The organism is Candidatus Methylomirabilota bacterium, from assembly GCA_036002485.1.
In the GTDB taxonomy this organism is placed as follows: domain Bacteria; phylum Methylomirabilota; class Methylomirabilia; order Rokubacteriales; family CSP1-6; genus AR37.
In genome coordinates this window covers 1-25,434 of record DASYTI010000202.1, presented here as the reverse complement: position 1 = coordinate 25,434, position 25,434 = coordinate 1, and the positions used below count along the sequence as shown (strand labels likewise).

Sequence of the window (25,434 nt, the reverse complement as noted above, 5' to 3'; positions counted from 1 at the left end):
GACGGTCGCAGCCGGCATCAGCGGGGCGGCTTGGCGTGCTAGATTAGGCCCGTTCCGACTCATTCACCTCAAGCGCGCCGCCGGGCGGCCTCGCGATCTCGACGCGATCGCCGAGATCGAGGCCCTTCGCGAGCGAGGCGACACCGAGGGAAGCGCCTGTTACGGGCGGACACGGCCATCGAGTAATGGACCGCCGCGAGTTCGTCGGTGCGCTGGGCCTCGCTGTCCTTGCCGCGCCGGTGGCCGCCCAGGCACAGCCCGCGCAGAAGGTGTATCGGGTCGGAGTCCCGTGGCAAGGCTCGCGGGAGCGCGTCATATACCTGATTCAAGCACTGGATCACGGGCTCCGGGAACATGGATACGTTGAAGGCCGAAACCTCAGCATCGAGCACCGATTCGCGGACCTGAAACGAGAGCGGGTTCCGGCTCTCGCCGCCGAGCTGGCCGAACTCAACGTCGATGTGTTCGTGGTGGGCGTCGATAGAACAGCCGTCGCCGTGAAACAGGTGACCACGAAGATCCCCATCGTCATGGCCAACGCCGAGGATCCGATCGGCGCTGGACTCGTCAAGAGCCTCGCCCGTCCGGGCGGTAACATCACGGGACTGACCATCGTGCCTGGTCCGGAGATCTACGGGAAGAACCTGGACCTGCTCAGGGAGGTCTTACCTCAGGGGTCGCGTATCGCAATTCTCTTCAACACCACGTCTCGCATCAACTTGATCTATCTAGGAGCCAGCGAGGAGGCCGCCCGGAAACTGGGGGTGGCGTTAGTTCCGACGGGCCTCCGCGGTGTGGAGGACTTCGACCAGGCGTTTGCCACGATGAAGCAGGGGCGCGCGAAGGGATTCGTCGTCCTGGGTGAGACCCTCTTCGTCAGTCACCGCCAACGTCTCAACGATCTCGCAGCACGGAACGGACTGGCCTCCATGTGGCCCGTTCGGGAGGGCGTGGACGCCGGCGGGCTGATGTCGTACGGTACCAATCTGCCTGACCTCTTTCGCCGCGCCGCGATCTATGTCGACAAGATCCTCAAGGGCGCCCGACCGGGCGACTTACCGATGGAACAACCCACCAGGTTCGAGCTCGTCATCAACTTGAAGACCGCCAAGGCGCTGGGCCTGACGATTCCGCCGTCGCTCCTGCTCCGGGCGGACGAGGTCATCCAGTGATGAATCGGCGCACGGTCATCTGGCACTTGGTCGTCGCGGCAGCGTCGTTCCCCTGTTGCCTTCTATCCTCCGCGCGGTCGACGCTGGCGTCGACATCCGAGCGTAGGGGGCTTCGTCGGCGCAGGGTCTTCCATTCGCACGTCGGAGATGACTGGATTGGCCCAGGCCCTCAGTCAAACACGGTCTGGAAACCAGCGTACGCCTCCTCGCCGTGTTCCGTGATATCCATCCCGAGCTGCTCCGCGGAGGTCGGGACCCGCAGGCCGACCAGCGCTCGGGTGATGAACGCCGCGGCCAGCGTGCCGATGATGGAGAGCCCCAGAGTCAGACCCATGGCCTTGAACTGCTCGATCCAGAGACGGCCGCCAACGAGGCCGCTCAGGTTGGTCATCAGGGTCGGGTTGACTTCGGATGTCGCGAGGAGTCCGGTCATCACGAGCCCGACCGTCCCGCCGACCGCGTGGATCCCGAAGGTGTCGAGCGCGTCGTCGTAGTTCGAGCCGGGCTTGAGCCGATAGACAGCCCACAGCGGGATCAAGCCGCCCATGATCCCCAGCAGCACGGCGCCGCTTGCCGTGACGAAGCCACAGGCTGGCGTGACCGTGACCAACCCGCCGACGATGCCCGAGCAGAAGCCCAGGACCGTTGGCTTCCCCTTGAACGTCCACTCCGCCCCGACCCAGACCAACGATGCGGTGGCCGCCGCCAGCGTTGTGGTCATGAACGCGGTGGCGGCCACTCCGTCCGCAGCGAGGGCGCTCCCGGCGTTGAATCCGTACCAGCCCACCCAGAGCATCCCCGTGCCGATCACCGTCAGCACCAGGTTGTGCGGCACGGCGGGCCTGCCCTTGATCCCGGTCCGGCGCCCCAGAATCAGACACAGGATGAGAGCGGACCATCCAGACGACATGTGCACCACCGTTCCCCCGGCGAAGTCGACCGCTTTGATCACGGCCTTCGGGTTCCCAACCCCGTTCATCATCCCGTCGATTCCCCAGACCATGTGCGCGAGGGGGAAGTAGACGAAGATCATCCACAAGAAGACGAAGACCATCAGCGCAGAGAACTTCATCCGTTCGGCGACGGCACCAATGATCAGGGACGGCGTGATGATGGCGAACATCATCTGGAACATGCAGAAGGCGCTCTGCGACACCCAGCTCGCGTAGTCGGTGTTCGGTGCCGGGCCGACGCCCTTCAGGAAGGCATACTTCAGACCGCCCACGAGCGACCAGCCGCTGGAGGTCTCTCCCGATGAGAAGACCACGCTGTAGCCCACGGCCCACCAGAGGAGTGTCACCAGGCCCGAGATCCCGAGGAGCTGTGCCAGGATCGAGAGTGCGTTCTTCGATCGGACCAGGCCGCCGTAGAAGAGCGCAAGCCCCGGCAGGGTCATGAAGAGGACCAGGGCCGCGGACATCATCATCCAGGCGTTGTGCCCGGGCCCGGGACCCTCGACCCGCGTGGTGGCCGGGCCATTGGCCCCGCGCGTTCTGTTGTTCAGATATGCCTCGAGATCGGCCACCCGCTGCTCCAGCGATGGGGTCTGCTTGGCGACGGTCGTGCCGCTCGCGTCCGCCTTCGTCGCGTCGGGCACTGCGTTCGATTGACCCGCCCAGAGGGGGCTTGAGGAGAGCACGCACACGGTCATGATCAGGAGAATGAGCGAGGGACGGAACGAGTGTCGCGAGGTTGAGCTCATGCGTTGGGGCCCTCCCCAGACCATCCAGGCGGAACGACGTCGAGCGGCCGTCCGCCGGTGCGGACGAGGGCGCCCCGATGAGATAAAACGACGGCAGTGCTTCCAGGTAATCGTGTGATGGGATCGCTGCCGCTCAGATGACGCTCACTCCTCGCTCACCGGTCACCTTGACGGCGTCGCAAAGTTCATAGACGAAGATCATACCGTGAGTGCGCGCCAGCTCCATGCGGGCGGAACGACAGATTGCCTCCACGACGGGCTCCACCCGATCGTCACTGACGGCGATCTCGAGCCGCACCTTCTTGAACAGGTACATGTCCACGTCCACGCCTCGGTACGTCTCCTTGAATCCGACCTCCCGGCTGGAACCCATCGCGTTAGAGACGGTCATTCCGCGTACGTCGATGTCGAAGAGCGCCTGCCTGACTTCAGGGAATTTCTGCGGCTCGATGAGCGCCATGATCATCTTCATCACCTATTAACTCCTTCACCCGGTCACGATGATCGGGAAGCGGACACACCAGCGGGCCTCCGGCCCGAAAAATCTGTTCCGTGATGATGCGCCTGCGGGCTTCGGGGTGTCAAGACAGGGAGGGCCGCTTCATCCCATCTACGATCTCACGTCGAGGCGGCGGACAATCGATCGAGCAGGGTTTTCGCCTCCATGAGATCGGCGGTATCGAAGCCCTCGGTAAACCAGCCGTGGGCCTCCGCGAGCAGCCGGGCCGCCTCCTGGCGCTTGCCCTGGCGTTGCCACAGTCTGGCCAGGGAGACCGCCGCGCGCAGCTCCCATGATTTCGCGCTCTGCCCGCGCGCGATCTCGATGGCCTGACGAAACGCAATTTCCGCATCCTGCCCGGCCCCTGGATCACGCGCGAGCAGTAGCTCTCCCTTGAGGCGCGAGTAGTCCGAATCCCAGAGCCGCATTCCGGTCGCCTCGACCATCGCCTGCGCATCCGCCACGACGCCCAACGCCTCTTCAGCTGCGCCATGCTTCAAGAGCGCCGTGGCCAGGAGAGAGAAAAATCCCGGAACGTAGAGCTCGTTCCCCGTTGCCCGGTACTCGGCAATGGCTCCGCGAAGCTGAGCGATGGCAGCCTCACCACCCTCCTGCTCCGCCCGGAACCAGGCCTCGAACATCTTCCCAAACAACAGCCATTGCGGAAATCCGTGCTCGGTCGAGAGCATGATGATTGATTCCATCAGTTCCCGTACCACGGCTTCGTCCCCCCGGAGCTGATGGACCAACATTGCGAACGGGAGAGCATTGACGATGCTCCCCAGGTGGGAGAGATCCCGGGCCAGGGCCAGGCCCGAGCGACTGCGTTCCAGCGCACTCTTCGGATACCCCAGGAACCAGAGGGCCATCCCTGAATGCATTCGGCAGCACACGCCCGGGTCGTGCCCGCCGTAGAGGAAGGCCAGCGAGGCATGCGTCTCTTGATCGTAGAGCGCCATGCCTTTCTCGCCATGTCGCCGGGTCGCGTCCGGGTCGCCCGACCAGAGCGTGCTGGGGCACATCGCGTGATGTGCCTCGAGCAGCAGGGCCGGATCGCCAAGCCGCTCCGCCAGGGCAAGAAGCTCTTCGGCGAACGGCCGGGCCCTGTCTTGGCGTCCCCGGCCTGCCGTGTGCAACCAGAGACCCCACAGCGCCTGAAAAAGCTCGACCGGCGCGCCGAGCTCCTCGGACAGCTCACGCGCGCGGGCGTACGTTCTCTCGACTTCCGCCGCGGCGAATCCCCGTGTCATCTGGAGCGTGGGGCCGAGCGAGAGCAGCATCCGCAGCTCCTGCCGCATCTGGTCGCGGCCCGGCGGCAATTTCGCGGCGAGCTCGAGGCCCTGGGTCAAGTACGCAATGGCCTCGGGGTAGGTCGAGCGTCTGAAGGCTTTGGCTCCGGCCTCGTGGAGGTAGGTGACGGCCCGGTCCCAGACTTCACCTCTCACCGCGTGATGGGCGAGCTGCTCGACCTGCTCGGTCAATCGCCCGGCAAAGAGCCGCTCGATGGCCTCGACGATCCGCGCATGGAGCGTGCGCCGGCGGTCCCCCAGGAGCGTCCCGTACGCGACCTCGTGGGTCAGGGCGTGCTTGAAGGTGTGCTCGAGCTCGGGAAAGAGATTGGTCTCGTACAGGAACTCCGCGGACTGGAGCTGCACGAGGTGCTGTCGAAGCTCCTCGTCGGGCATGCCCGCGATGGCCTGGAGCAGCCCGAACGGCACGTCGGTGCCGATGACGGAGGCGGCCTGGAGAACACCCTTCTCTACCGACGGCAAGCGATCGATGCGGGCGGCGAGGAGCGCCTTCACGGTCGCCGGCACCTCGATCGTGCTCAGCGGCTTCTGCAACCGGTAGGCGCCCCGGGCGCCCACGAGCACGCGCGTCTCCACGAGCGTGCGGACGCTCTCCTCGAGGAAGAAGGGCGTCCCCTCCGTGCGCTGGACGAGCAGAGGCTTCAACGCCCGCACCGACGCGTCATCACCGAGAAGGGCATCGAGGAGCTCGTGGGCGCTCGCCGCGGGCAGCGGGTCGATGCGGAGCTGCCGATAGTACGTCTTGGAGCCCCAGGCGTGCTGGTACTCGGGGCGGTAGTTGACGAGGAGCAGGACGCGGGCGGCGGGGAGGCTCTCCACCAGCGCGTCCACCAGCGCCTGCGTCTCGGCGTCGATCCAGTGCAGGTCCTCGAACACCACCACGACGGGCTGGACCTGGCTCTCTCGCAAGAGCAGCCGCTTCACGCCGTCGAGGGTCTGCTGACGCCGCTGCGGGGGGTCGAGGCGCTCCCACTGCGGATCGTCCGTCGACACGTCGAGCAGCCACAGGAACGCGGCCATGAACGGCTCGAGGGCCCGGTCGAGCGACAGGAGCCGGCCCGTCACCTTTTCCCGGATGATCCGGGCATCGTCCCGGCTCTCGATCCGGAAATAGCTCCTCAACAGCTCGATCACGGGGAGGTACGCGGTCGCCTTGCCGTACGAGACGGAGACGCTCTCGATCAGGAGGCAGTCCTGGACACGATGGGAATGGGTGAACTCGTAGTACAGACGCGACTTCCCGACGCCGGGCTCGCCGACCACGCCGATGACCTGTCCTCGTCCGGCCTTGGCATGGTCGAGCGCCTGCGCGAGCTGCTCCATCTCGGCCGTCCGTCCCACGAATGTCGTCAGGCCGCGCGCAGCCGCCGCCGCGAACCGAGACCGGATGGTGGAGGCGCCGAGCATCTCGTACACCTCGACCGGCTCGGCCATGCCCTTCACCGGCGTGGGACCGACGGATCTGACGTCGATGTAACCCTCGGCCAGGGCCAGCGTGTCCGCCGTGAGCAAGGTGGCGCCCGGATCGGCGAGCTGTTCCATGCGCGCGGCCAGATGCGTGGTCTGCCCCACCGCCGTATAGTCCATGCGAAGGTCGCTGCCGATGGCCCGCACGACCACTTCGCCGGAATTCAGGCCCACGCGGATCCGGACGGTGACGCCGTGGTTCCGTCTCATGTCGTCCGCGTACCTCTTCACCGCGCCCTGCATGGCCAGGGCGGCGTAGCAGCCCCGCACCGCGTGGTCCTCGTGGGCGAGGGGCGCGCCGAAGAGGGCCATGATCCCGTCGCCCATCACCTGGTTGACCGTGCCCTCGTAGCGGTGCACCGCCTCCATCATGTGGTTGAGCACCGGGTCGAGGATCTTCCGGGCTTCTTCGGGATCGCGGTCGGCCAGGAGCTCCATCGAGCCCTTGAGATCCGCGAAGAGGACCGTCACCTGCTTCCGTTCACCTTCGAGCGCGCTCTTGGAGGTGAGGATCCTCTCGGCGAGGTGCTTGGGGGTATAGGCATCCGGCGCGAGGAAGCGGGAGGGTTGGGATGGTTCCAGCGGAGCCGCACACTGTCCGCAGAATTTGTGGCCGGGCGGATTGGCCGCCCCGCACGACGGACAGACGGCCTCGAGCGGGGCTGCGCACTGCCCGCAGAACCGCATGCCCGCGGGGTTTTCAGCTTGGCACCGAGGACATTTCACGGTGCAGCCTCCGGCAAGTCGGGACGATCGAGGTAGGACAGGTTGGCCGAGGCTAGCCGCAAACCATCAGACCGTCAAGTAGCGACGCCACCCTTCGCGTCGCGGATGGCGCGCCAGACGCGCTCGGGGGTCACCGGCATGTCGAGGTGCCGAACCCCGAGCGGCGCCAGGGCGTCATTGACCGCGTTCAGCAGCGCGGGGAGCGCGCCGACGGTGCCCGCCTCGCCCACTCCCTTGGCGCCCAGCGGATTGACCTGGGTCGGCACCTCGTGCGAGTCCACGTCGAAGAGCGGCAGATCATCCGCGCGGGGCATGGCGTAGTCCATGAACGAGCCGGAGAGAAGCTGGCCGGTCGCCGATTCGTAAGCCAGGATCTCGAAGAGCCCCTGGCCGAGGCCCTGAACGATGCCGCCGTGGATCTGCCCCTTGACGAGCATGGGATTGACCATGCGGCCGACATCGTCGACCACGGCGTAGCGGACCACCCGCACGACCCCCGTCTCCTCGTCGATCTCGACCTCGCACAGGTGGGAGCCATTGGGGAAGGTGACGGCGGGCGGCACGAACGCCGCCGTCTCGCTGAAGCCCGGCTCGAATCCGGCGGGGAGCTGGCGCGGCTGATAGGCCGTGCGGGCGACACTGTTGAACGTCACGCCGCGATCCGTGCCCGTGACGGTGAAGCGGCCGTCGCGGAGGACGACGTCCTCGTGCGCGGCCTCCAGGAGCTTGGCGGCGATGCGTCGCCCGCGCTCGATCACCTTCTCGGTGGCGCGCAGGACCGCGGAGCCGCCCACGGTGAGGGCGCCCGACCCGCCATTGCCCCGCCCGGCGCCCAGCGCGTCGCTGTCGCCCCAGAAGACCTGGATGCGCTCGGGCGGCAGGCCGAGCCGGTCACTCACGATCTGAGTAAAGGCCGTCTCGTTCCCCTGCCCCATCGAGGTCGATCCGGCAAAGAGCGAGACGGAGCCGTCGGGATTGACGCGCATCTCCGCCGTATCGGGATTGACGCCCGTGTACGGCCCTCCGGCAACCTCGATGGGGTTCGCGATGCCCAGACCGAGAAGCTTGCCGCGCTTCCTGGCTTCCGCGCGGCGCCCCTCGAACCCGGCATGGTCGGCCAGGACCAGCGCCATGTCCATGACGCGCGCGAAGTCGCCACAGTCATAGGTGAAGACGAGCCCCGTCTTGAACGGCATCGCGGAAGACGGGATGAGATTCCGGCGGCGCAGCTCGATCGCGTCGATTCCGAGCTCGCGCGCGGCCACGTCGATGACCCGCTCGATGGCGTACGTCGCCTCCGGACGGCCGGCCCCACGGTAGGGGCCGGTCGGCGTGGTGTTGGTGAAGACACCCGTGCTCGTGAGGTGGATGGCGGGCGTGGTGTACACGCCGGCCACGCCGCCGACATTGTTGGTGGCGGGACCCGCGCTGCGGGGCGTCAGGTAGGCGCCGATGTTGACCATGAGATTGACACGCAAGGCCAGGAACTTTCCGCCCGCGTCGAGGGCCAGCTCCACGCTGGTCACGTTGTCGCGGCCGTGCTCGTCGGTGACGAAGCCTTCGCGCCGATCAGAAGTCCACTTCACGGGGCGCCCCAGACGCTTGGCCGCCCAGAGCACCAGCACCATCTCGGGATAGATGCCGCTGCGCATCCCGAAGCTGCCCCCGACTTCCCCCGTCACCACCCGGACAGTGCTCTGGGGCACGCGGAACACCTGCTCGGCGAGCAGGGTGCGAAGACCGTGCGGGGCCTGGATCCCGGTATGGAGCGTGTAGCGCCCGCTGCGGCGATCGAACTCGCCGACGCCAGCACGTGGCTCGAGTGGGGCAGCGGCCACCCGGGAGACCACGAAGTCGAGGCGGGTCACGTGCGCCGCCGCCTCGAACGCGCGCGCCACGGTGTCGCGATTGCCCGCCTCCCAGACGAAGGCGACATTGTCCGGCGCCTCGTCCCACACCGCGGGCGCCCCGGGACGCGTGGCCTCGACCGCTCCCGCCACCGCGGGCAATGGCTCGTAGTCCACGGCCACGAGGGCGGCGGCATCCGCGGCCTGCTCCGGAGTCTCCGCCACCACGAGGGCCAGGGGATCGCCCACATGCCGGACACGCCCCCGTATGAGAGCCGGCCGCGGCGTCGCGAAGGCCGGCGACCCATCGCGGCGCTTGCGATTCGAATCGGTGGGCAGGTTGCCGAGGCCGTCGGCGGCGAAGTCGTCACCCGTGAGCACGGCGAGCGTGCCCGGAGCCTTGAGCGCGGCCGAGGCGTCGATACCCCGGATGCGGGCGTGCGCGTGCACCGAGCGCACGACCACGGCGTAGGCCTGGCGGGGCAGGTTCACGTCGTCGGAGTAGCGCCCGAGCCCTTGGAGGAGATGCGGGTCCTCTCGGCGGTGCACGGACTGGCCGATCGCGTACTTCTGGACAGTTACCGGGTCGCTCATGTCAGTTCTCGTCCTCTACTGGAGTCCGATCGCGGTCGCCACGGCCTCGAGATGGTGCGTGGGGTCACCGAAGTCGAGAGTGGCGGCCAGGATCCGCTTGTGAAAGAGATGCAGCGGATGCTCTTCGCAGAAGCTGATCGCGCCCAGGAGCTGATGCGCCCGTCGCGCCACCGCCTGGCAGGCCTGGCCGGCATAGGCCTTGGCCATGGCGACATCCGCGGCACCCTCGCGCCCTTCTTGCATCTTCCAGGCGGCGCGGTAGAGAAGGTAGCGCGCCCCTTCGACATCGCGCAACAGGTCGGCGCAGGAATGCTGGACGGCCTGAAACGATCCCAGGGGCCGGCCGAATTGCTTGCGGGCCTTGGCGTGGTCGACGCACAGCTCGAGGATGCGCTGAGCGCAGCCGACCATCTCGGCGGTTCGGGCCAGGGCGCCGGCCCGGAGCGCATGCGAAAGCAGCTCCCATCCTTCACCCGCTTTGCCGAGGAGATCATCGGCCCGCGTCTCCACGCCGGCGAAGCTCACCTCACACGGTTTTTCTCCCGCGATGGTCTCCATGGGGAGAACGGTCACGCCGGGCCTCTGAGTCTCCAGCAAGAAGAGATTGGCTCCCGCGGCGCCCCGGGTGACGACGATGAGATCATCGGCGACATGCGCGTCCTTCACGAAGAGCTTGCGTCCCGCCAGCTTGCCGCCCACCTCGCCCTCGAGTCCCAGCCCGTCCCGCTCGAAAGACCCGCTGTCCTCGGTCAGGGCCAGCGTGCAGATGCGGTCTCCCCGCGCCATGGCGGGGAGCAGGCGCTCCCGCTGGGTGGAATTGGCGGCGGTGACGAGCAACGACGTCGCGACCACCGCACTCTGCACGTATGGGCTCGGGAAGCACGCGCGCCCCATCTCCTCGATGAGCAGGCTGACGTCGAGCAGAGAGCCGCCGCTGCCGCCATAGTCTGGGGGAATCAGCAGCCCGGGCCAGCCGAGGAGCGAGATCTCCTTCCACAGCTCGGCGGAAAACCCTCGCTCGCTCGCCACGCTCTCCTCGACGACCGTGGGCGGGCACCGGTGGCGGAGGAATTCCCGCGCGGTGTTGACCAGCAAGGTCTGAGCGTCAGTGAGGCGGAAGTCCATCGGTCAGTCCCGGGCCCGGGGCTCGCTCGGCAGGCCGAGCCCGCGCGTGGCGACCGTGGACCGGAGAATCTCCGAGGTGCCGCCCGCGATGGTCTGGCCCATGCTCGTCTGGTAGAGATGCTGGATGGAGCCGCTGAGCTTCGACCACCGCGAATCCTGCTTCAGCGGCCCGTAGAGCCCGAGCATCTCCATGCCGAACGCGGCCACCGCCTGTCCCAGCTCGTCGGCCATGACCTTGCCGAGGGCCGTCTCGTACGGAGTGGGCAGGCCTTCCTGGAGCATCCAGCCGATCCGGTAGAAGAGCAGGCGCACGGCCTCGATGTCCGTGGCCAGGCTCGCGAGCCGGCGGCGGATCGCCGTGTCGCGCGCGAGCGGCACGCCGTTCCGCCTCGTCTCGTTGGCATACCGAACGAGCTCGCCGAGAACTCTTCGAAGCATGGGGGCCTTGTAGAAACGTCCCCAGAAGCGGTCGGTATCGAGCCCTCTCAAGAGCTGGGTGAAGCCTTCCCCCTCCTTCCCGAGGAGGCACTCTGCGGGCACCCGCACGTCGTCGAGAAAGACCTCGTAGTGGTACACCTCGCCGGTCAGGCTGCGGATCGGCCGGATGTCCATCCCCGGCGTGGCATTGTCGACGACGAACATGCTCAAGCCCTGCGATCGACGGGCCGCGGGTCCGGTGCGGGCGAGAACGAGACCATAGCTGCTGATGCCCGCATGGCTGCTCCAGATCTTGTGCCCGCGGATCCGGTACCCGTCGCCCTGCCGCGTGGCTTCGGTCTTGAGCGACAAGAGATCCGAGCCGGCCTCGGGCTCGCTGAAGCCCTGCCAGAAGGTGGCCTCCCCGCGCGCGATGCGCGGCAGGACCTCGCGTCGCAAGTACTCCGAGCCATGGCGGATGATTCCCTCCGCGGTCTGGTCGCAGCCCGCGAGGGGGCCGAAGGGCGCCGCGGCGGCGGCCAGCTCCTCGAAGAGGAGCAGCTTGTACGTCAGCGGCCGCTCCTGGCCGTCGAAGGCGCGGGGCCACGTCAAGGACAGCCATCCTTGATCCGCCAGGGCCCGCAGGAATGGGCGCGAGTGGGCGCCCGAGCCGTAGCCCGCGTCCATGCCATCGACGGGGAAGGTCTCGGGCGGATGCGCGCGCAGGAATCCGCGCACTTCTACCGCGAAGGCCTGCTCGGCCGGACTGAACTCGAAGTTCATGAGGGCGGCCGACAGGATAGCGCGTCCGTCCAGCGACCACCAGCCCAGGGGGCGGGCGGCCTGCTATACTGCTCCGGCTCTTCTATCCCTCTCCCCCATCGGGGGAGAGGGTCGCCGTTCGAGCTGAGACGCTCGCCTCGAGCGGCGAGGCGAGTGCTGAGTGAATGAGGGGCCGGCAAACGGCGCGAGCTTGTGATAGTGAACGATCGATGACAGCGAGGTCGACCATGCGCAAGACCATCACTGGCACGGGCGGGATGCTGCTCCTCCAGACCCTGAAGGACGCGGGGGTCGAATACCTCTTCACCAATCCAGGCTCCGCGGAGACGGGCATCTTTGCCGCGATCGCCGAGGACGGAGACCAGCGGCTCGTGGTCGCCAAGCACGAGGGGCTGGTGGCCGCGATGGCCGACGGCTATCACCGGATGAGCGGCAAGGTCGGCGTCATCATCGCCCACGTGATGGGCGGCTCGCACCAGCTCTCGGGGCAGCTCTTCAACGCGCAGGTCGCCGGCTCGTCCCTGCTCGTCATCGCGGGCGACTGGGCCTCCGAGCTCCAGGACTATCGCGGCCTCGCGCCGTTTCCTGGCCTGAGCCAGGCCGAGACCATGCGCCCGATCACCAAGGAGGCACGCTGCGCCTATCAGGTGCACACGAACCCCGCGGCCATCACCGTGGCCACCACGCGCGCGCTCCGCGAAGCAACCACCCCTCCCACCGGCCCCGTATACCTTTCCATCAGCGCGGAGCTGCTCAACCGAGAAGGGCTCGAAGCGCAGATCGGCGAGGCCGCGCAGTACACCATCGAGCGCCCGGGGCCGGCGCGGCCACAGACGGTCGAGGCGATTGCCCGACGGCTCGGCGAGGCGCAATGCCCGGTGGTGATCTTCGGTGACGATGTCTGGCGCGAGGGAGGGCAAGCGGAGGCGGTGCGGCTGGCCGAGACGCTCGAGGCGCCGGTATTCGGCACCCGGCAGATCTTTGCAAACTTCCCCACCCGGCATCCGCTCTACTGCGGCATGTATCCGGTCTCCGCGGACTTCCAGAAGACCACCGGGCTCAAGCCTGATCTCCTCTTCCTCGTGGGCTGTCAGGGCGTGCACGGCAGCGTGACCGAGCCCACCATCATGCAGATCGGACCCAACCCGTTGCTCATGGGGCGCCACTATCCGCTCGACGTCGCCGCGCAATGCGAGCTACGCGACACCTTGCGCAGTCTCACCGAAGCGCTGACGCGCCTGCACCCCTCCGATCGGGTCGCCTCGTGGGCACGCCAGCGCGCCAAGGTGCGCACCTACGCGAAGCTGCTGATCAACCGCGAAGAAGACCTGGTGCGCGAGCACGAGCACGATCCGATCGTCCATCCCAGCCTGCTCGAAGCCCACCTCGCGGAAATCCTGCCCCGCAACGCCGTCATGGTCCAGGAGAGCTCGACGGCGCGGACGACTCTGCTGCCCTTCGGACACGAAGGAATGGTCTGGACCCGCAGCGGAGGCGGCTCGCTGGGATTCGGTGTGGGTGCGTCGGTGGGCGCGAAGATCGCCGTCGGCCGCGAGCGGCCCGTGGTGCTCAACCTGGGTGATGGCGCGCTGACCTACAGCGCGGCGGGCTTCTGGTCCATGGCCCGCTACAACGCCGCGGTCTTGACCGTCGTGTCCAACAACGAGAGCTACCAGATCGTGCGGCACAACTGGGCACGGGAGATGCCGGACAGCAAGATGGTCCGCGACGGCAAGTATCCGGGACTCTATCTGAGCGCCCCCGCCACCGACTACGTCGGCCTCGCCCGCTCGCAGGGGGTGGACGGCGAGGCTGTCACCACCCCGAAGGAGCTGGAGCCCGCCCTCCGTCGCGGCATGGAGAAGATCACGCGCGACAACCGGCCCTACCTGATCGACGTGACGGTGGCGCGCGAAGGCGTGGGCGCCGACTCGATCTGGTATCCCGACTGGCGCCTGTAGGATCAACCACACCGCGAAATGACGTGACGCCCCCGCGCCACGTGGTCGTCTGCGGCGCCGGTGTCATGGGCGCCGCCGTCTCCTATTTCCTGGCCAGTCGCGGCGTGGCCGTCACCGTGGTCGAGCGCTGCGGGGTGGCCTGCGCCGCGTCGGGCAAGTCCGGAGGTTTCCTCGCCCTCGACTGGTGCGACGGATCGGAGCTCGGCCCGCTGGCCCGCGCGAGCTTCGCCCTTCACGCCGAGCTGGCTCGCCAGCTGGGCACCGACTACGGCTATCGCCGCATGGACACCTTCATGCTGGCCGCGCGTGAGCGGGGGGCCATCGCGGGTGATCATCGCGTGCCCGCTCCAGCCTGGCTGGACGGCGCCGGAGTCGTCACCGCCGCTCTCGGATCCCCCGAAACCACCGCCCAGGTCCATCCGGCGCGGTTCACCGCCGCCCTGCTCGACGCCGCGACGAGGCGCGGCAGCGGCTTCCGCATCGGAGTCGTCGAAGAGGTGATGCAGCGCGACGGCGCCGTCCGAGGCGTCAGGGTCGACGGCGAGATCATCGAGGCCGACGCCGTCGTCCTGGCCATGGGTCCGTGGACGAGCCGCGTGGCCCGCACCCTCCGGCTGCCCACGGTTCGCGGGCTCAAGGGCTACAGCGTGACGCTTGCCGCGCCTGAGCTGCCCGCCCACGCGCTGTTCGTCGACTACCGCACGGCCGAGGGCCGCGCGCTCGAGCCGGAGATCTTTCCCCGGCCCGACGGAGAGGTCTACATCTGCGGGATGGCCGATCCGGCGCCGCTCCCCGACACTCCGGAGGCCGTCGAGGTCAACGACGCGTCGTGCGCAGTCCTCGCGCGCGCGGCCGGACGCCTCTCCACCGCCCTGGCCGCCGCGCCAATCCTGAAGCGGCAAGCCTGCTATCGTCCCGTCACCGACGACGGCCTGCCGCTCATCGGGCGCGTTCCCCGAGTGTCCGGCGCCTACGTGGCAACCGGCCACGGCCCCTGGGGCATGCTCAACGCGCCCGCCACTGGTCTCGCGCTGGCCGAGCTGATCACTCAGGGCGCCCCCTCCACGGTGGATCTCCGCCCCTTCGACCCGGCGCGCCTCCGCGCCGTCGCAGTGGACTGAACACAGCGCATTCTCACCTTTGTTCGACGGTATCGCGCGACTGCTCTGGCGCGGCTCAGTACGACACGGAGCGGTCGTACTCCACCAGCAGCTGGGCATATCTCTTCACGTCGATCTTCTCGACGTTCGGCACACGCTTGAGGTCTTCGTCCAAGACCCCCCGGGTCTGGGCTCAGCCTCCTCAGACGTAGACGGGAATCCGGTGCTCCACCGTGAACTGGAACAGCTCCTCGAGAGGCGGCTGCCCGTAGGGCTGCACATGCTTTCGGACCTCGGGCTTGACCAGCACGGTCGCGTCCAGCGCCAGCACGAGACCCACGTCGATTCCGGACTCCTTGGCGCCCTTGGCGACAAAGAACGGCATGGCGGCACGAGTGGAATTGTCGAAACCGTACGTCGCCGTGATCAGAAGTTTCGCCATGGGATCCTCACTTTCTCCAGGTTTCTCGATCAGGTCTTGAGGCCGAGGGTGTGCCCGGTCTCCGCGGCGAAGCGCTCCAGGGCCGGCGTGTCCATGTCCGGGCGCGGCCTCAGCATGAGCCGATCCACCCCGGCCGCGGCATAGGCGTCCAGCATCGTCTTGTCCGGAATATCGAAGCCGGGTGGCGTCACGCTGATCTCGAGCGTGCCCAGCTCCGCCGGCCGCTGAGATTTCTTCCCCGCCTCGCGCAGCGCGCTCACGCTCTTGCGCGTCTCCTCCACGTCGAGGCCGAACCCGTACCAGCCGTGGCCCTTGGTCACTGCGCGACGATAGGCGGGCGGAGTCCGTCCACCCACGACGATCGGGATCGGCGTCTGTACCGGTCGCGGCATGGCCTGGACCCCGTCGAACGACACGTGCGGGCCCTGATGGGACGGCTTCGCCTTCGTCCACAGCGCCTGCATGGCGGCCAGGTAGTCGTCGGCGATGCGCCCGCGCTCGGGAAACGGCACCCCGACCGAGCGCATCTCCGGCTCGCACCAGCCGACACCGAGGCCGAAGATGAGCCGGCCATTCGAGAGCACGTCGAGTGACGCGAGCTGCTTGGCGAGCACCACGGCCTGGCGCTGGGGCAGGATGATGACGCCCGTGGCCAGGAGGATGCGCGAGGTATGGGCGGCGAGGAACGTCAGGGCCACGATGGGCTCAATCAGTCGCATGTCGGGGGCCATGGGGCGCCCGGGCACGGGCGGATCGGGAAGCACCACGTGGTCGGCCACCCAGAGCGACTCGAAGCCGGCGGCCTCGGCGGCCCGGCCGAACCGCGCGGCGGCGTCAGGGTAGCCACAGCTATGCAGGTTCACGGAATGCAGTCCGAATTTCATGGCATGGTCTCCTTGATGCCGGGTAGCGGCGTGAGGGACTATATCGCATCCATGACATCGCGGAGGACCCGATCATGGCCAGGCTCACTCGTCACCTGCTGCTGGGCATGCTCGTCTCAGGGGCGTTGGCAGTCTCCGTCCACCAACCCGCAAGCGGTCAGGAGCCCATACCCATGTACGTGGTGACCTATTTCGAAGTCGCGCCCGCGGCCGTGAAAGAGGCCCGCGGGCTTCTCGTGGCCTTCCGCGACGCGAGTCGGAAAGAGGCAGGGAGCATCCGCTTCGACGCGCTCCACCGGACCGAGCGCCCGAACCACTTCGCGATGGTCGAGGCATGGAAGAGCCCGGCCGCCCAGGAAGCCCATGCCCGGTCGTCACATACGAAGGAGTTCAGGGAGAAGCTGCAGCGCCACCTCACCGCCGCCTATGACGAGCGCCAGCACGTCGGCCTGTCCCTCGGCGCGGACAAAGCGGTCACGGGCAGGGCGGTCTACGCCCTGACTCACGTCGACGTCATTCCAACCTTCAAGGACCAGGGAACCACCATCGTGAAGGAGCTGGCCGAGGCCAGCCGCAAGGATGCGGGCAGCCTCCGCTTCGACGCGCTCACCCAGGCCAATCGGGCCAATCACATGACGCTGGTCGAAGCCTGGGCGGACGGCAAGGCGCTCGACGACCACATCGTGGCCCCGCACGTGAAGAAGTTCCGGGAGGCCCTCGGCCCGATGAGCGGCAGCCTCTACGACGAGCGGCTTTACGCGCTCATCGACTAGGTAGCTCGGAGGGGGGCTCTGCCCCCCTTCCGAAGCCTCCCCCCGCCACAGATTGTGCCGGCGAAGCCGGTGCTCGAAGCGGACCATTTCTACTCGCGAGTGTGCGGATTTCCTCGGACAGACTCTCAGGCGGTGTCAGGAGCGGCCCCTCAATCAACTCAGCCCTCGCCTCGTCGCTCTCCTCACCTGAGGCTCGTCGGCAGCGATTCGGCTCGAACGGCTGCCCTCTCCCCTGAGGGGAGAGGGATGCTTGATCAGTTGGCCACGAGGGTCTTGGGGGCGTGGGTCACCGGCTCGGCGCCGCGCCGGGTGACGATGGAGGTCTCCCCGAGGCACATGCTGAGGCCGGTCTTGCTGTTCAGCAGGATCATGTGGATGAAGAAGACCATGCCGGGCGCCAGCACCTGGGAGTTGTCCGCGTAGATCATCGGCTCGTCCATCCACGTCGGCGGATAGGTCGCGCCCATGGTGTAGCCGCAGGCGTTCAGGAAATGCCCCTTGTACCCAGCCCGGGTCAGGACACGCGCGTGAGCGGCGTAGACATCGCCGACCGTCTTGCCGGGCCGCAGCACCGCCTCGCACTCCTTGAGCGCCTCGCGGCACGCACGGAACATCGCCTCGTGGCGGCGGTCCACCCGGCCCGTCAGCACCACGTGCATGAGGGCCGCATGGTAGTGACGATACGATGCCGCGAACTCGAAGGTGACCTGATCGCGCGCCCTGACCTTGCCGTGGCCGGTGTGATACCGGACGAGGAGGGCCTCCTGGCCGCTGCCCATCGGCCACCGGCTCGCGGACGGATCGCCGTCGCCGGCCACGATCGGGTGCAGCATCCCCGCGTAGATCCCGCCCACGGGCGCGCCGGGAACGGTCATCCGATTCGCCACGGCCAGGGCCTCGTCGGCAAGCTGGCCGGCCCGCCGGATGTAGCGCAGCTCGGCCGGGCTCTTGACGAGACGGAGAAGACGAACCAGGTCGCTCGCGTCTTCAGTTCGGCAGAAGCCGTGGAGGGCGGCGTCGACCATCAGCCCGCGCTGGGCCGTGAGACCGTAGGCGTGGTACTCGATGCCCAGTCGCTTCCCTCGGCCGCGATAGCTCTCCAGCATGTCGCGGAGATCCTCGGCCGGGTTCGCGCCCTGGCGGTCACGCCAGATGCGGATGTCTCTGATGACCGACGTGATGCGAGCCTGGCGAAGGTCGGGGGAGCGGGTGCAGAGGGCGAGCGCTCCGTCGGCTCCGAGGTACATTCCCTGGAACATGCTGTAGCCGCTCGTGTCGTAGCCGGTCAGGTAGTACATGCTCTCCTGCCGGAAGATGACCAGGCCGTCCAGGCCGCGTTCGGCCATGGCTCGGCAGGCGCGCCGCCGCCGGGCCGCCAGTTCTTGCTTCGAGAAGTGCAGGGCCATGGACTCTCCGATCAGCTGCAGATGTCGGCGATGGTGGCGCCGAACACGCGGGCGCAGGTCACGATCTGCTCGACCGACGTCCAGCGGTCGGGCGAAGCCTCATCATAGCCGCCGGCCGGCCCGTAAAGACAGCAGGGAATGCCGGCCCGGTAGAGATGCGAGGTGTCGTTGCCGGCATAGCTGAACGGCGCCACGGCGCCGATGGTGGGCTCGACGCCGCGGACCGCGACCACGTTGGCCCGAAGGGTCTGGACGAGCGGATGATCGCGCGGAACGGAGAGAGGCAGCATGACTTCACGCATGATGCGCCGGCCAGGCAGCGCGGGGAACTCGATCTCGTAGCGGAAATCCTTGTCGGAGGCCGCGAGGGGATCGAGCGCGCTCCGGATATCCGCCAGGATCGACTCGGGCGTCAGGCTCGCGGGGAATCGCACGTCGACGAAGAGCGAGCAGACGTCGGGGACGATATTGGGACCACGCAGCTCCCACTCTCGCCCGCGACCTCCGATGATGCTGCCGACCAGGAGACGCGGCAGGCCGGGAAGATCGGGATCGGGCTCGCCCCGGAGACGCAGAGCCTCGAGCGCCGCCACGGCGCGTGCGGCCCTGCTGATGGCGCTGGCCCCGTGCTCCATCCGTGAGATATGCGCGCTGCGGCCCAGGATGTGGACGACGAGCTCGAAAGCGCCGGTGTGCTTGGTGATGATGTTCTGGGTGCTATAGGGCTCGGGCACGATGGCGAGGTCGGCACGTATCCCGCTCTTCAGCATGTGGACGGTGCCCACGCCGCCCTGCAGCTCTCCCACGACGGCGGCGACCGATACATCGCCCCTGAGCGGGACGCCGGCGCGGCGGGCGGCCACCGCGGCCATGATCATCGCGGCATCCCCGCCCTTCATGTTGTAGATGCCGGCGCCGTAGAAGCGGTCGCCCTCGATCGTCGGCGTCCAGGGGTCGCGAATCCAGCCGCCGGGAATGGGGTCGATGTCGATGTGGCCATCGAACATCAGGCTGGTCCCGCCCCCCGAGCCCCGGAGACGGGCGATGGTCTGGAAGCGGCCGGGGTCGACCTCCTGCAGTGTGCTCTCGAAGCCTTCGCGCTCGAAGAAGCCGTGGAGGAACTCGGCCACGGGCGTCTCGTCAGTGGTGTAGCTGGGGATCTTCACGAGGGCGCGGGCGAACTCGATGACCTCGTCGGCCTCGATGCGGGCCAGGATGCGTTCCTTCACGTCGGGCATGGACTTCTCCTCTGACTATTCGGTCGCCTCCCCCTCACGCCCGGGAGGCCTCGCGACGCCCTCGAAGGAGGGCGCTGACGCCGAGCACCGCCGTGGTCACCCCGATGAGAAACGAGCTGACGGCGGCGATGGTCGGGTCGACCTCGAGCAGCAGGCTGTTCCAAACTTTCACCGTGAGGGTCTGTACCTCCACTCCCGACAAAAAGAGCGGGATCAAGAGCTCGTCGAACGAGGTCAGGAATGCGAAGAGCGCCGCCGACATGACTCCGGGAAGGATCAGGGGAAGCGTGATTCGCCGCAGCGCGGTCAAGCGGCTCGCCCCCAGGCTGAGGGCCGCCTGCTCGAGGCGGATGTCGAAGCCCTGGAGGGTGGCGGCCATGATGATCACGACGACGGGCAGGGCGAGAACGGTGTGGCCGAGGGCCATGGCCACGATGCTGCCGGTGGCCTTGATCCGCACGAAGAAGAAATAGAGGCCGATGGCCGTGATGATGGTTGGCACGATCATGGGCGAGAGGAGGAGCGCATAGATCGCGCCCTTCCCGCGAAACCGGCCGCGCACCAGCGCGAGGGAGGCGAGGAGCCCGAGGACGGTGGCGAGGACCATGGTCAACCCCGCGACCTGCGTGCTGACCACGATGGCCTGCCGCCAGCTCGGCACGCCGAGGAAGCGCTCGTACCAGCGCAGCGAAAGGAAAGGCGGGGGGAACTTGAGATACTCGGCGCCACTGAACGACACGATCACGATGATCACGACCGGCGCGATGAGGAAGAGCAGCACGGCGCCCGCCAGTGCCATGACCGCCGCCCTCCCGGGCCCGTTCCGCTGCCCCTCGTCGGCTATCATGTCAGCTCGGCTCGCCTACGGCTGCGCCTCCCATGGCCACGGCTGCGCTTCGCCAAACCATTACGCCCGTCCCTCGAAGATCCGCTCGAGCCGGACAATCCGGTTGTAGCCGAGGAATCCGACGAGGGTCAGCCCGAGGAGGACGACGGCCAGCGCGGAGGCAAACGACCAGTTGAGCGTGATCTCGACCTCGCGCTCGATCAGCATGGCGATCATCACGTCGCTCGGGCCACCCATCAGGGCCGGCGTGATGAAGAAGCCGAGGCTCAGGATGAACACGAGTAGCGTTCCTCCGGCAATGCCGGGAAGCGAGAGGGGCAGGAACACGCGCCGGAAGGCCTGAAGGCGGCTCGCGCCCAGGCTGTGCGCGGCCCGGATGAGACCAGGGTCGATTCCGAGCATCACGCTGTAGACCGTCAGCACCATGTACGGGAGCAGCACATAGGTCATGCCGATCAGCACGCCACCCTGATTGTAGAGAAGGGCCAGGGGCTTGTCCGTCAAGCCGAGCGCCATCACGTACTGATTCACGATGCCGTTCCGCCCCAGGAGCACCATCCAGGCATAGGTCCGGACGATGATGCTGGTGAAGAACGGAAGCACGATGATGATCATGAGGAGCCGCGCCGTCCGCGGGCGGCACGTCGCCAGCACGTAGGCGAGAGGGTAGCCGAATGCCAAACACAGGAGGGTGACGAGCGCGGAGATCTTGAATGTCCCTCCGATGACCTGGAGGTAGACGGGGACCCGGATGATCTGGCGGTAGGACTCGAGCGTGTAGCCCGCCTTGTAGACGCTCCGGTTGACGATACCAAGGAGCGGGTAGACAAAGAGGGCGGCCAAGAGCAGGAGGGCGGGGAGAAGCGCCAGGAGATAGCGCCACCTCTCCCGCCGCTCGGCCGATGCCAGAGAAGGTTCTGGCGCCAACCTCACGTCAGCCGAGACCGAGGCTTCCTCCGGCGCGCTCATGTCTCCCCGCGAGGAAAGAGGCGCGTCTCGTCCGGCGACCAGGTGAGGGCGGCCATGGCGCCGGCCGAGAGCGGTCGGGCGGCCAGACGGTTCGTCACCTTGATCGTGAGGGCGCCGTCGGGCCCGAGGTCGACCCGATATCGCGTGGCGTCGCCCACGTAGATGGCCTCTTCGACGACCCCCTTGCACGTATTGACGTGCTTGCCCGGCACCCTCTCACCGCCGTCCTCCGCCGGCACCAGCTTCTCGGGCCGGATGGCGGCGGTGATGGCTTGCCCAGCCTGAAGCGGCACCGCGCCGACGCCGAGGAACTCGAGCCCACCGGCCGCGCGGCAGCGCCAGCGTCCATCTCCCTCGGCAGAGAGGGCGATCCCCTCGAGAAAGTTCGACTCACCGATGAAGTCGGCGACGAAGCTGCTCCCCGGCGTGTCGTAGAGCTCGGCGGGGCTCCCCACCTGTTCGATCCGCCCGCCCCGCATCACGGCCACGCGGTCGGACATGGTCAAGGCTTCTTCCTGATCGTGGGTGACATAGAGAACGGTGACGTGGAGATGCTGCTGGATATGCTTCAGCTCGAGCTGCATGTGGGCGCGGAGCTTCTTGTCGAGCGCGCCGAGAGGCTCGTCCATCAGGAGCACGCGGGGCCGGAACACGAGGGCGCGGGCCAGGGCCACCCGCTGCTGCTCGCCGCCCGAAAGCTGGCGCGGCAGCCGCCGCTCGTAACCTTGCAGCCGGACCAGCTCCAACGCCTCGCCCACCGCGCGGCGGATCTCCGCGCGCGAGGCCTTGCGGATCTCGAGAGGAAACGCGATGTTCTCGTCGACGGTCAGGTGCGGGAACACCGCGTAGCTCTGGAAAACCATGCCGAGATCGCGCTTTTGGGGCGGCCGCGACGCCATGGGCACGCCATCCACGAACACCTCGCCGCGGGTCGGATAGACGAAGCCCGCCACCATCATGAGGGTGGTGGTCTTGCCGGACCCGCTGGGGCCGAGAAGCGTGAAGAAGGAGCCGGGCGCGACGGTGACGGAGACGTCGCGCACCGCGACCACCGGCCCGAAGGTCTTGGTCAGCTCGTGGAGTCGGACCTCGGCCCCGGCTCCTATCCCTTCTGGAGCAGCCACTGCGACCAGCGCTCGCTGACCATGGGGCGGTTGTCCGCCCACCACTTGCCGTTCTGCAGAAAGGCCTTTGCCTTGTGCTCGGGGCTCGACGGCAGCCGGGCCGCCACGTCGGCGGAAATGCTCTTGAAGGCCTGACGGTTGGTGGGCCCGTACGGAATGTGCTTCGCGTGGCTGGCCTGGATCTCCGGCTGGCAGGCGAACTCGATGAAGCGCTGGGCGTTCTCGAGATTCTTGGCGCCCTTGAGGATGGACCAGAACTGGGTCTGGAGGCACGCCTCGTTCCACTCGATGGCGAGGGGGGCGCCCTTGTCGGCCACCGCCTGCAGTCGCCCGTTCCAGATGCTCCCGAGCACGACCTCCTTGTCGGCCAGCATCTGGGCCGAGAGCGCGCCCGTGTCCCAGAACTTGCGGATGCCCGGGCGCACGCGATCGAGCGCCTTGAAGGCCCGATTCACGTCGATCGGATAGATCTTGTCGCGGGGGACGCCGTCGGCGAGGAGAGCGAACTCGAAATCGACCGTGCCCGAGGCGAGATCGGCGAGCATGCGGGGGCCGGGGAACTTTTTGAGGTCCCAGAACTCGGCCCAGCTCCGTGGCTGCTTGCCGGTGGGGAAGGTCTGCGCGTTGTAGCCGAGAACCGTCGAGTAGAAGATGTTGGCGATCATGTCGTCGTGGCGGATGGCGGGGTCGAAGTCCTCGGGATTGGTCAGCTTCCAGCTCTTGTAGTTGATCTTCTCCAGCGCGCCCTTCTGGCTCAGGGAGAGCACGCCGAGCTCGCCCGCGTCGACCACGTCCAGCTCGATGTTGCCGGACTCGAACATGGCGAGGAGCTTTCCGAGGGTGGCGGGGACCTTGACGACCTCGACGCCCGTGGCCTTGGTGAACGGCTCGAAGATCGCCTTCACGTTGGCTTCCTCGTACGACCCACCGATGGTGCGGATGACCACCTTGCCGGCCGCGCCGGCTCGCGGGATCCAGACGAACGGGCCCGCGGCCGCGGCGGCCACGCTGGCCGCGCCCGCGAGAAATGTCCGCCGGGAGAGTCTGCTTGGCATGCCGGGGCGCGACGCTGTGGCGATGGCGGCCTTGCCCCGATCCGTGCGCTCGATCATTGGTTTGCCCTCCTGCCGGGAGGTGCCCGGCGCGCTGAGCCGTCGTGCCTCCGGTCGCGTCGTCGGGATCGTCGGTGGAACGTCTCGCTTCTCTAGCACGCGCCCTTCGAGAGTGTCAAGCCGACCGGCGCGCGTCGAGCCAGTCCTGGAAGCGCTTCCAGTGCAGTACCAGAGCCATGGCGGGCAGACGCCAGGCATGGAGGGGGACGGGGGTGATCGGCGTCACCGGCCAGCCCACGTCCGCCGCCGACACGCCGAGGGCGCGATCGGCAAGCAGCTTGCCCATGACGGTGGCCATGGCCACGCCCCGTCCGTTGTAGCCGAGGCCGATCAGCACGCCGGGCCGCGGCTCGTGCAGATGCGGCAGGTGATCGGCCGTGAGGGCCACCCGCCCGCTCCAGCGATGCTCCCAATCCGGCGCGCCGATCTGCGGGAAGAACCGCGCGGCGATCCCCTCGAGCCGCGCGAAGAGGGCGGGGTCGCCGCTGTCGTTGAGAGGACCGCGTCCGCCCATGAGGAGACGACCCTCCGGGTCGAGGCGGAAGTAGAAGAGGATGCGACGCAGGTCCGAGACGACGTGACCGCCGGGCAACACCCGGCGCCGCACATCCTCGGGCAGCGGGCGAGTGGCGACCTGATAGCTCTGCACGGGCAGCACGGTGCGCTTGAGTCCGGGCCACAGAGCGTCCGTGTAGGCGTTGGTGGCAAGGATGACGGTGGTCGCCGTCACGGCTCCGGTCGGCGTGACCACTCGCCAGCTTCCCGCGTGAGCCTCGAGCTTTCTCGCCGCGGAGTGCCCGTGGATGGCCGCGCCCGCCTGCCTGGCCGCCCGCGCGAGCCCGCGCACATAGGCCAGGGGCTGGAGCGCTCCGGCGCGCCGGTCGAGCATGCCCCCCACGTAGCAGGTGGTTCCCGTCAGCTCCGCGATCTTCTGCCGATCCAGCAGCTCGACCGGCGCACCACGCCGTTGCCACTGCTCCGTCCGCGACCGCAAGCTCTCGAGAGCGGCGGCGTGCGGAGCCGCGCCGATCCAGCCGCAGGTCTGAGCATGGCAGGAAATCTTGTGGCGGGCGATCAACTCGAAAACGAAATCGGCGGCCCCCCCGGAGATCTGCCACATCCGCCGCCCCGTCTCCGGGCCGAACTTGCGCTCCAGCTCATCCGGCTCGTGCTTGAGACCGGGAATGACCTGGCCGCCATTTCGACCCGAGCCGCCCCACCCGGGCTCCGCCGCGTCGAGCACCACCACGTCGGCGCCCCGCTCGGCCAGGTGCAGCGCCGCCGACAGGCCCGTATAACCGGCGCCGACCACCACGACATCGGCACGACGATCTTCCTCGAGGGGCGTGGTCTCGGGGAGGGGCTCGGCGGCCGTCCACACCGACGTGGGCGGATCGCAGGACGCGGGCGCGTGGATCCTCGTCACCCCTCCCCGCTCCTTACCGCGACGCCGCGGGCTTGGACTTCCCGCCGTTCTTCTCGTAGACCTCGATCGATTTCTTCAGATCGCGGTACTCGGAGCACGAGAAGGTGCAGAGGGAGTTGAGGGTGGCCAGGTGCTCCTTGGCCTTGGCCAGCTCACCCAGCATCAGATAGGCCTCGCCGATGTACTCGTGGGCTCCGCGGTGCTTGGGGTCGAGGGTCAGGGCCTTCTCGTAGATGGGGATTGCCTTGGCGGGGTCGCCATTCCGGCGCGTGGCGTACGCGAGCCAGTTGTAGGCATCCGCGTTGGTGCCCTCGCGCGCCACCACACCTTCGAGAAGCGGAATCGCCTGGGCGAACTTGCCGGCCTTGATCGCCTTCACCGCGTCTCCGTACTGAGGATCCGCGGCCTTGCCCGATCTGCTCTCCCGAGTTCCGTCCCCACCGCCTCCGCCCCCGCCGTCGGCGGTCACGAGGCCCGGCATGGCGAGCGCCAAGATCCCGAACACCGCCA

At 67.9% G+C, this 25,434-nt stretch carries 20 protein-coding genes; 4 read left to right on the top strand and 16 right to left on the bottom strand.

Annotated elements, in window-relative coordinates; all coding sequences use genetic code 11:
• Positions 1 to 185 precede the first annotated feature (185 nt).
• Complete coding sequence (locus VGT00_18040) at positions 186 to 1,172, top strand: ABC transporter substrate-binding protein (protein HEV8533329.1); 987 nt, start codon at positions 186 to 188, stop codon at positions 1,170 to 1,172.
• 169 nt (positions 1,173 to 1,341) lie between these two features.
• Here VGT00_18040 and VGT00_18035 read toward each other — a convergent pair whose 3' ends face one another.
• The 6 genes from VGT00_18035 to VGT00_18010 all read right to left on the bottom strand — a co-directional run bounded on the left by VGT00_18035 (position 1,342) and on the right by VGT00_18010 (position 11,642).
• Positions 1,342 to 2,769 carry an ammonium transporter gene (locus VGT00_18035; GenBank protein HEV8533328.1) on the bottom strand — a complete coding sequence of 476 codons (1,428 nt, stop codon included), beginning with the start codon at positions 2,767 to 2,769 and terminating at the stop codon, positions 1,342 to 1,344.
• Between the two features lie 238 nt (positions 2,770 to 3,007).
• The gene (locus VGT00_18030; GenBank protein HEV8533327.1) at positions 3,008 to 3,346 is read right to left on the bottom strand and encodes a P-II family nitrogen regulator; all 339 of its coding nucleotides are present in this window, start codon (positions 3,344 to 3,346) and stop codon (positions 3,008 to 3,010) included.
• A gap of 146 nt (positions 3,347 to 3,492) precedes the next feature.
• On the bottom strand, positions 3,493 to 6,876 hold the full coding sequence (locus VGT00_18025; GenBank protein ID HEV8533326.1) for an adenylate/guanylate cyclase domain-containing protein: 3,384 nt from the start codon (positions 6,874 to 6,876) through the stop codon (positions 3,493 to 3,495).
• A 74-nt stretch (positions 6,877 to 6,950) separates the two neighbouring features.
• Positions 6,951 to 9,317 carry a xanthine dehydrogenase family protein molybdopterin-binding subunit gene (locus VGT00_18020; GenBank protein HEV8533325.1) on the bottom strand — a complete coding sequence of 789 codons (2,367 nt, stop codon included), beginning with the start codon at positions 9,315 to 9,317 and terminating at the stop codon, positions 6,951 to 6,953.
• Between the two features lie 15 nt (positions 9,318 to 9,332).
• Positions 9,333 to 10,442, bottom strand: coding sequence for an acyl-CoA dehydrogenase family protein (locus VGT00_18015; protein ID HEV8533324.1), 1,110 nt, complete (start codon positions 10,440 to 10,442; stop codon positions 9,333 to 9,335).
• A gap of 3 nt (positions 10,443 to 10,445) precedes the next feature.
• Positions 10,446 to 11,642 carry an acyl-CoA dehydrogenase family protein gene (locus VGT00_18010; GenBank protein HEV8533323.1) on the bottom strand — a complete coding sequence of 399 codons (1,197 nt, stop codon included), beginning with the start codon at positions 11,640 to 11,642 and terminating at the stop codon, positions 10,446 to 10,448.
• A gap of 227 nt (positions 11,643 to 11,869) precedes the next feature.
• Here VGT00_18010 and VGT00_18005 point away from each other — a divergent pair, with 227 nt between their 5' ends.
• Complete coding sequence (locus VGT00_18005; GenBank protein HEV8533322.1) at positions 11,870 to 13,603, top strand: thiamine pyrophosphate-binding protein; 1,734 nt, start codon at positions 11,870 to 11,872, stop codon at positions 13,601 to 13,603.
• Between the two features lie 23 nt (positions 13,604 to 13,626).
• Entirely contained in the window at positions 13,627 to 14,724 is a 1,098-nt protein-coding gene (locus VGT00_18000; protein ID HEV8533321.1) for an FAD-dependent oxidoreductase, read from the top strand.
• Between the two features lie 181 nt (positions 14,725 to 14,905).
• On the opposite strand, the gene VGT00_17995 is transcribed toward VGT00_18000, so the two are convergent.
• Together VGT00_17995 and VGT00_17990 are read right to left on the bottom strand one after the other, a co-directional pair.
• On the bottom strand, positions 14,906 to 15,145 hold the full coding sequence (locus VGT00_17995; GenBank protein ID HEV8533320.1) for a DsrE family protein: 240 nt from the start codon (positions 15,143 to 15,145) through the stop codon (positions 14,906 to 14,908).
• Positions 15,146 to 15,174: 29 nt separating this feature from the next.
• Positions 15,175 to 16,029, bottom strand: coding sequence for an LLM class F420-dependent oxidoreductase (locus VGT00_17990; GenBank protein HEV8533319.1), 855 nt, complete (start codon positions 16,027 to 16,029; stop codon positions 15,175 to 15,177).
• Between the two features lie 74 nt (positions 16,030 to 16,103).
• Here VGT00_17990 and VGT00_17985 point away from each other — a divergent pair, with 74 nt between their 5' ends.
• Positions 16,104 to 16,802: an antibiotic biosynthesis monooxygenase gene (locus tag VGT00_17985; GenBank protein HEV8533318.1), complete on the top strand. Its 699-nt coding sequence runs from the start codon at positions 16,104 to 16,106 to the stop codon at positions 16,800 to 16,802.
• 254 nt (positions 16,803 to 17,056) lie between these two features.
• Here the strand turns inward: VGT00_17985 and VGT00_17980 are convergent, their stop codons facing one another.
• From VGT00_17980 to VGT00_17945, 8 genes are all read right to left on the bottom strand, one after another.
• Complete coding sequence (locus VGT00_17980) at positions 17,057 to 18,208, bottom strand: Xaa-Pro peptidase family protein (GenBank protein ID HEV8533317.1); 1,152 nt, start codon at positions 18,206 to 18,208, stop codon at positions 17,057 to 17,059.
• Between the two features lie 11 nt (positions 18,209 to 18,219).
• Positions 18,220 to 19,446, bottom strand: coding sequence for a M20/M25/M40 family metallo-hydrolase (locus VGT00_17975; protein ID HEV8533316.1), 1,227 nt, complete (start codon positions 19,444 to 19,446; stop codon positions 18,220 to 18,222).
• A 34-nt stretch (positions 19,447 to 19,480) separates the two neighbouring features.
• Positions 19,481 to 20,245 (bottom strand): ABC transporter permease, encoded by a 765-nt coding sequence (locus VGT00_17970; GenBank protein ID HEV8533315.1) that lies wholly within the window; start codon positions 20,243 to 20,245, stop codon positions 19,481 to 19,483.
• A gap of 108 nt (positions 20,246 to 20,353) precedes the next feature.
• Positions 20,354 to 21,262: an ABC transporter permease gene (locus VGT00_17965; protein ID HEV8533314.1), complete on the bottom strand. Its 909-nt coding sequence runs from the start codon at positions 21,260 to 21,262 to the stop codon at positions 20,354 to 20,356.
• Complete coding sequence (locus VGT00_17960) at positions 21,259 to 22,386, bottom strand: ABC transporter ATP-binding protein (protein HEV8533313.1); 1,128 nt, start codon at positions 22,384 to 22,386, stop codon at positions 21,259 to 21,261. Before VGT00_17960 ends, VGT00_17965 begins: the two co-directional genes overlap by 4 nt.
• A complete protein-coding gene (locus VGT00_17955; GenBank protein HEV8533312.1) occupies positions 22,365 to 23,498 on the bottom strand; it encodes an ABC transporter substrate-binding protein in 1,134 nt (377 codons plus the stop codon). The genes VGT00_17960 and VGT00_17955 overlap by 22 nt, the downstream gene beginning before the upstream one ends.
• 115 nt (positions 23,499 to 23,613) lie before the next feature.
• Complete coding sequence (locus VGT00_17950; protein ID HEV8533311.1) at positions 23,614 to 24,924, bottom strand: FAD-binding oxidoreductase; 1,311 nt, start codon at positions 24,922 to 24,924, stop codon at positions 23,614 to 23,616.
• Positions 24,925 to 24,937: 13 nt separating this feature from the next.
• A partial coding sequence (locus tag VGT00_17945) for a tetratricopeptide repeat protein (GenBank protein HEV8533310.1) occupies positions 24,938 to 25,434 on the bottom strand: 497 nt, incomplete at its 5' end.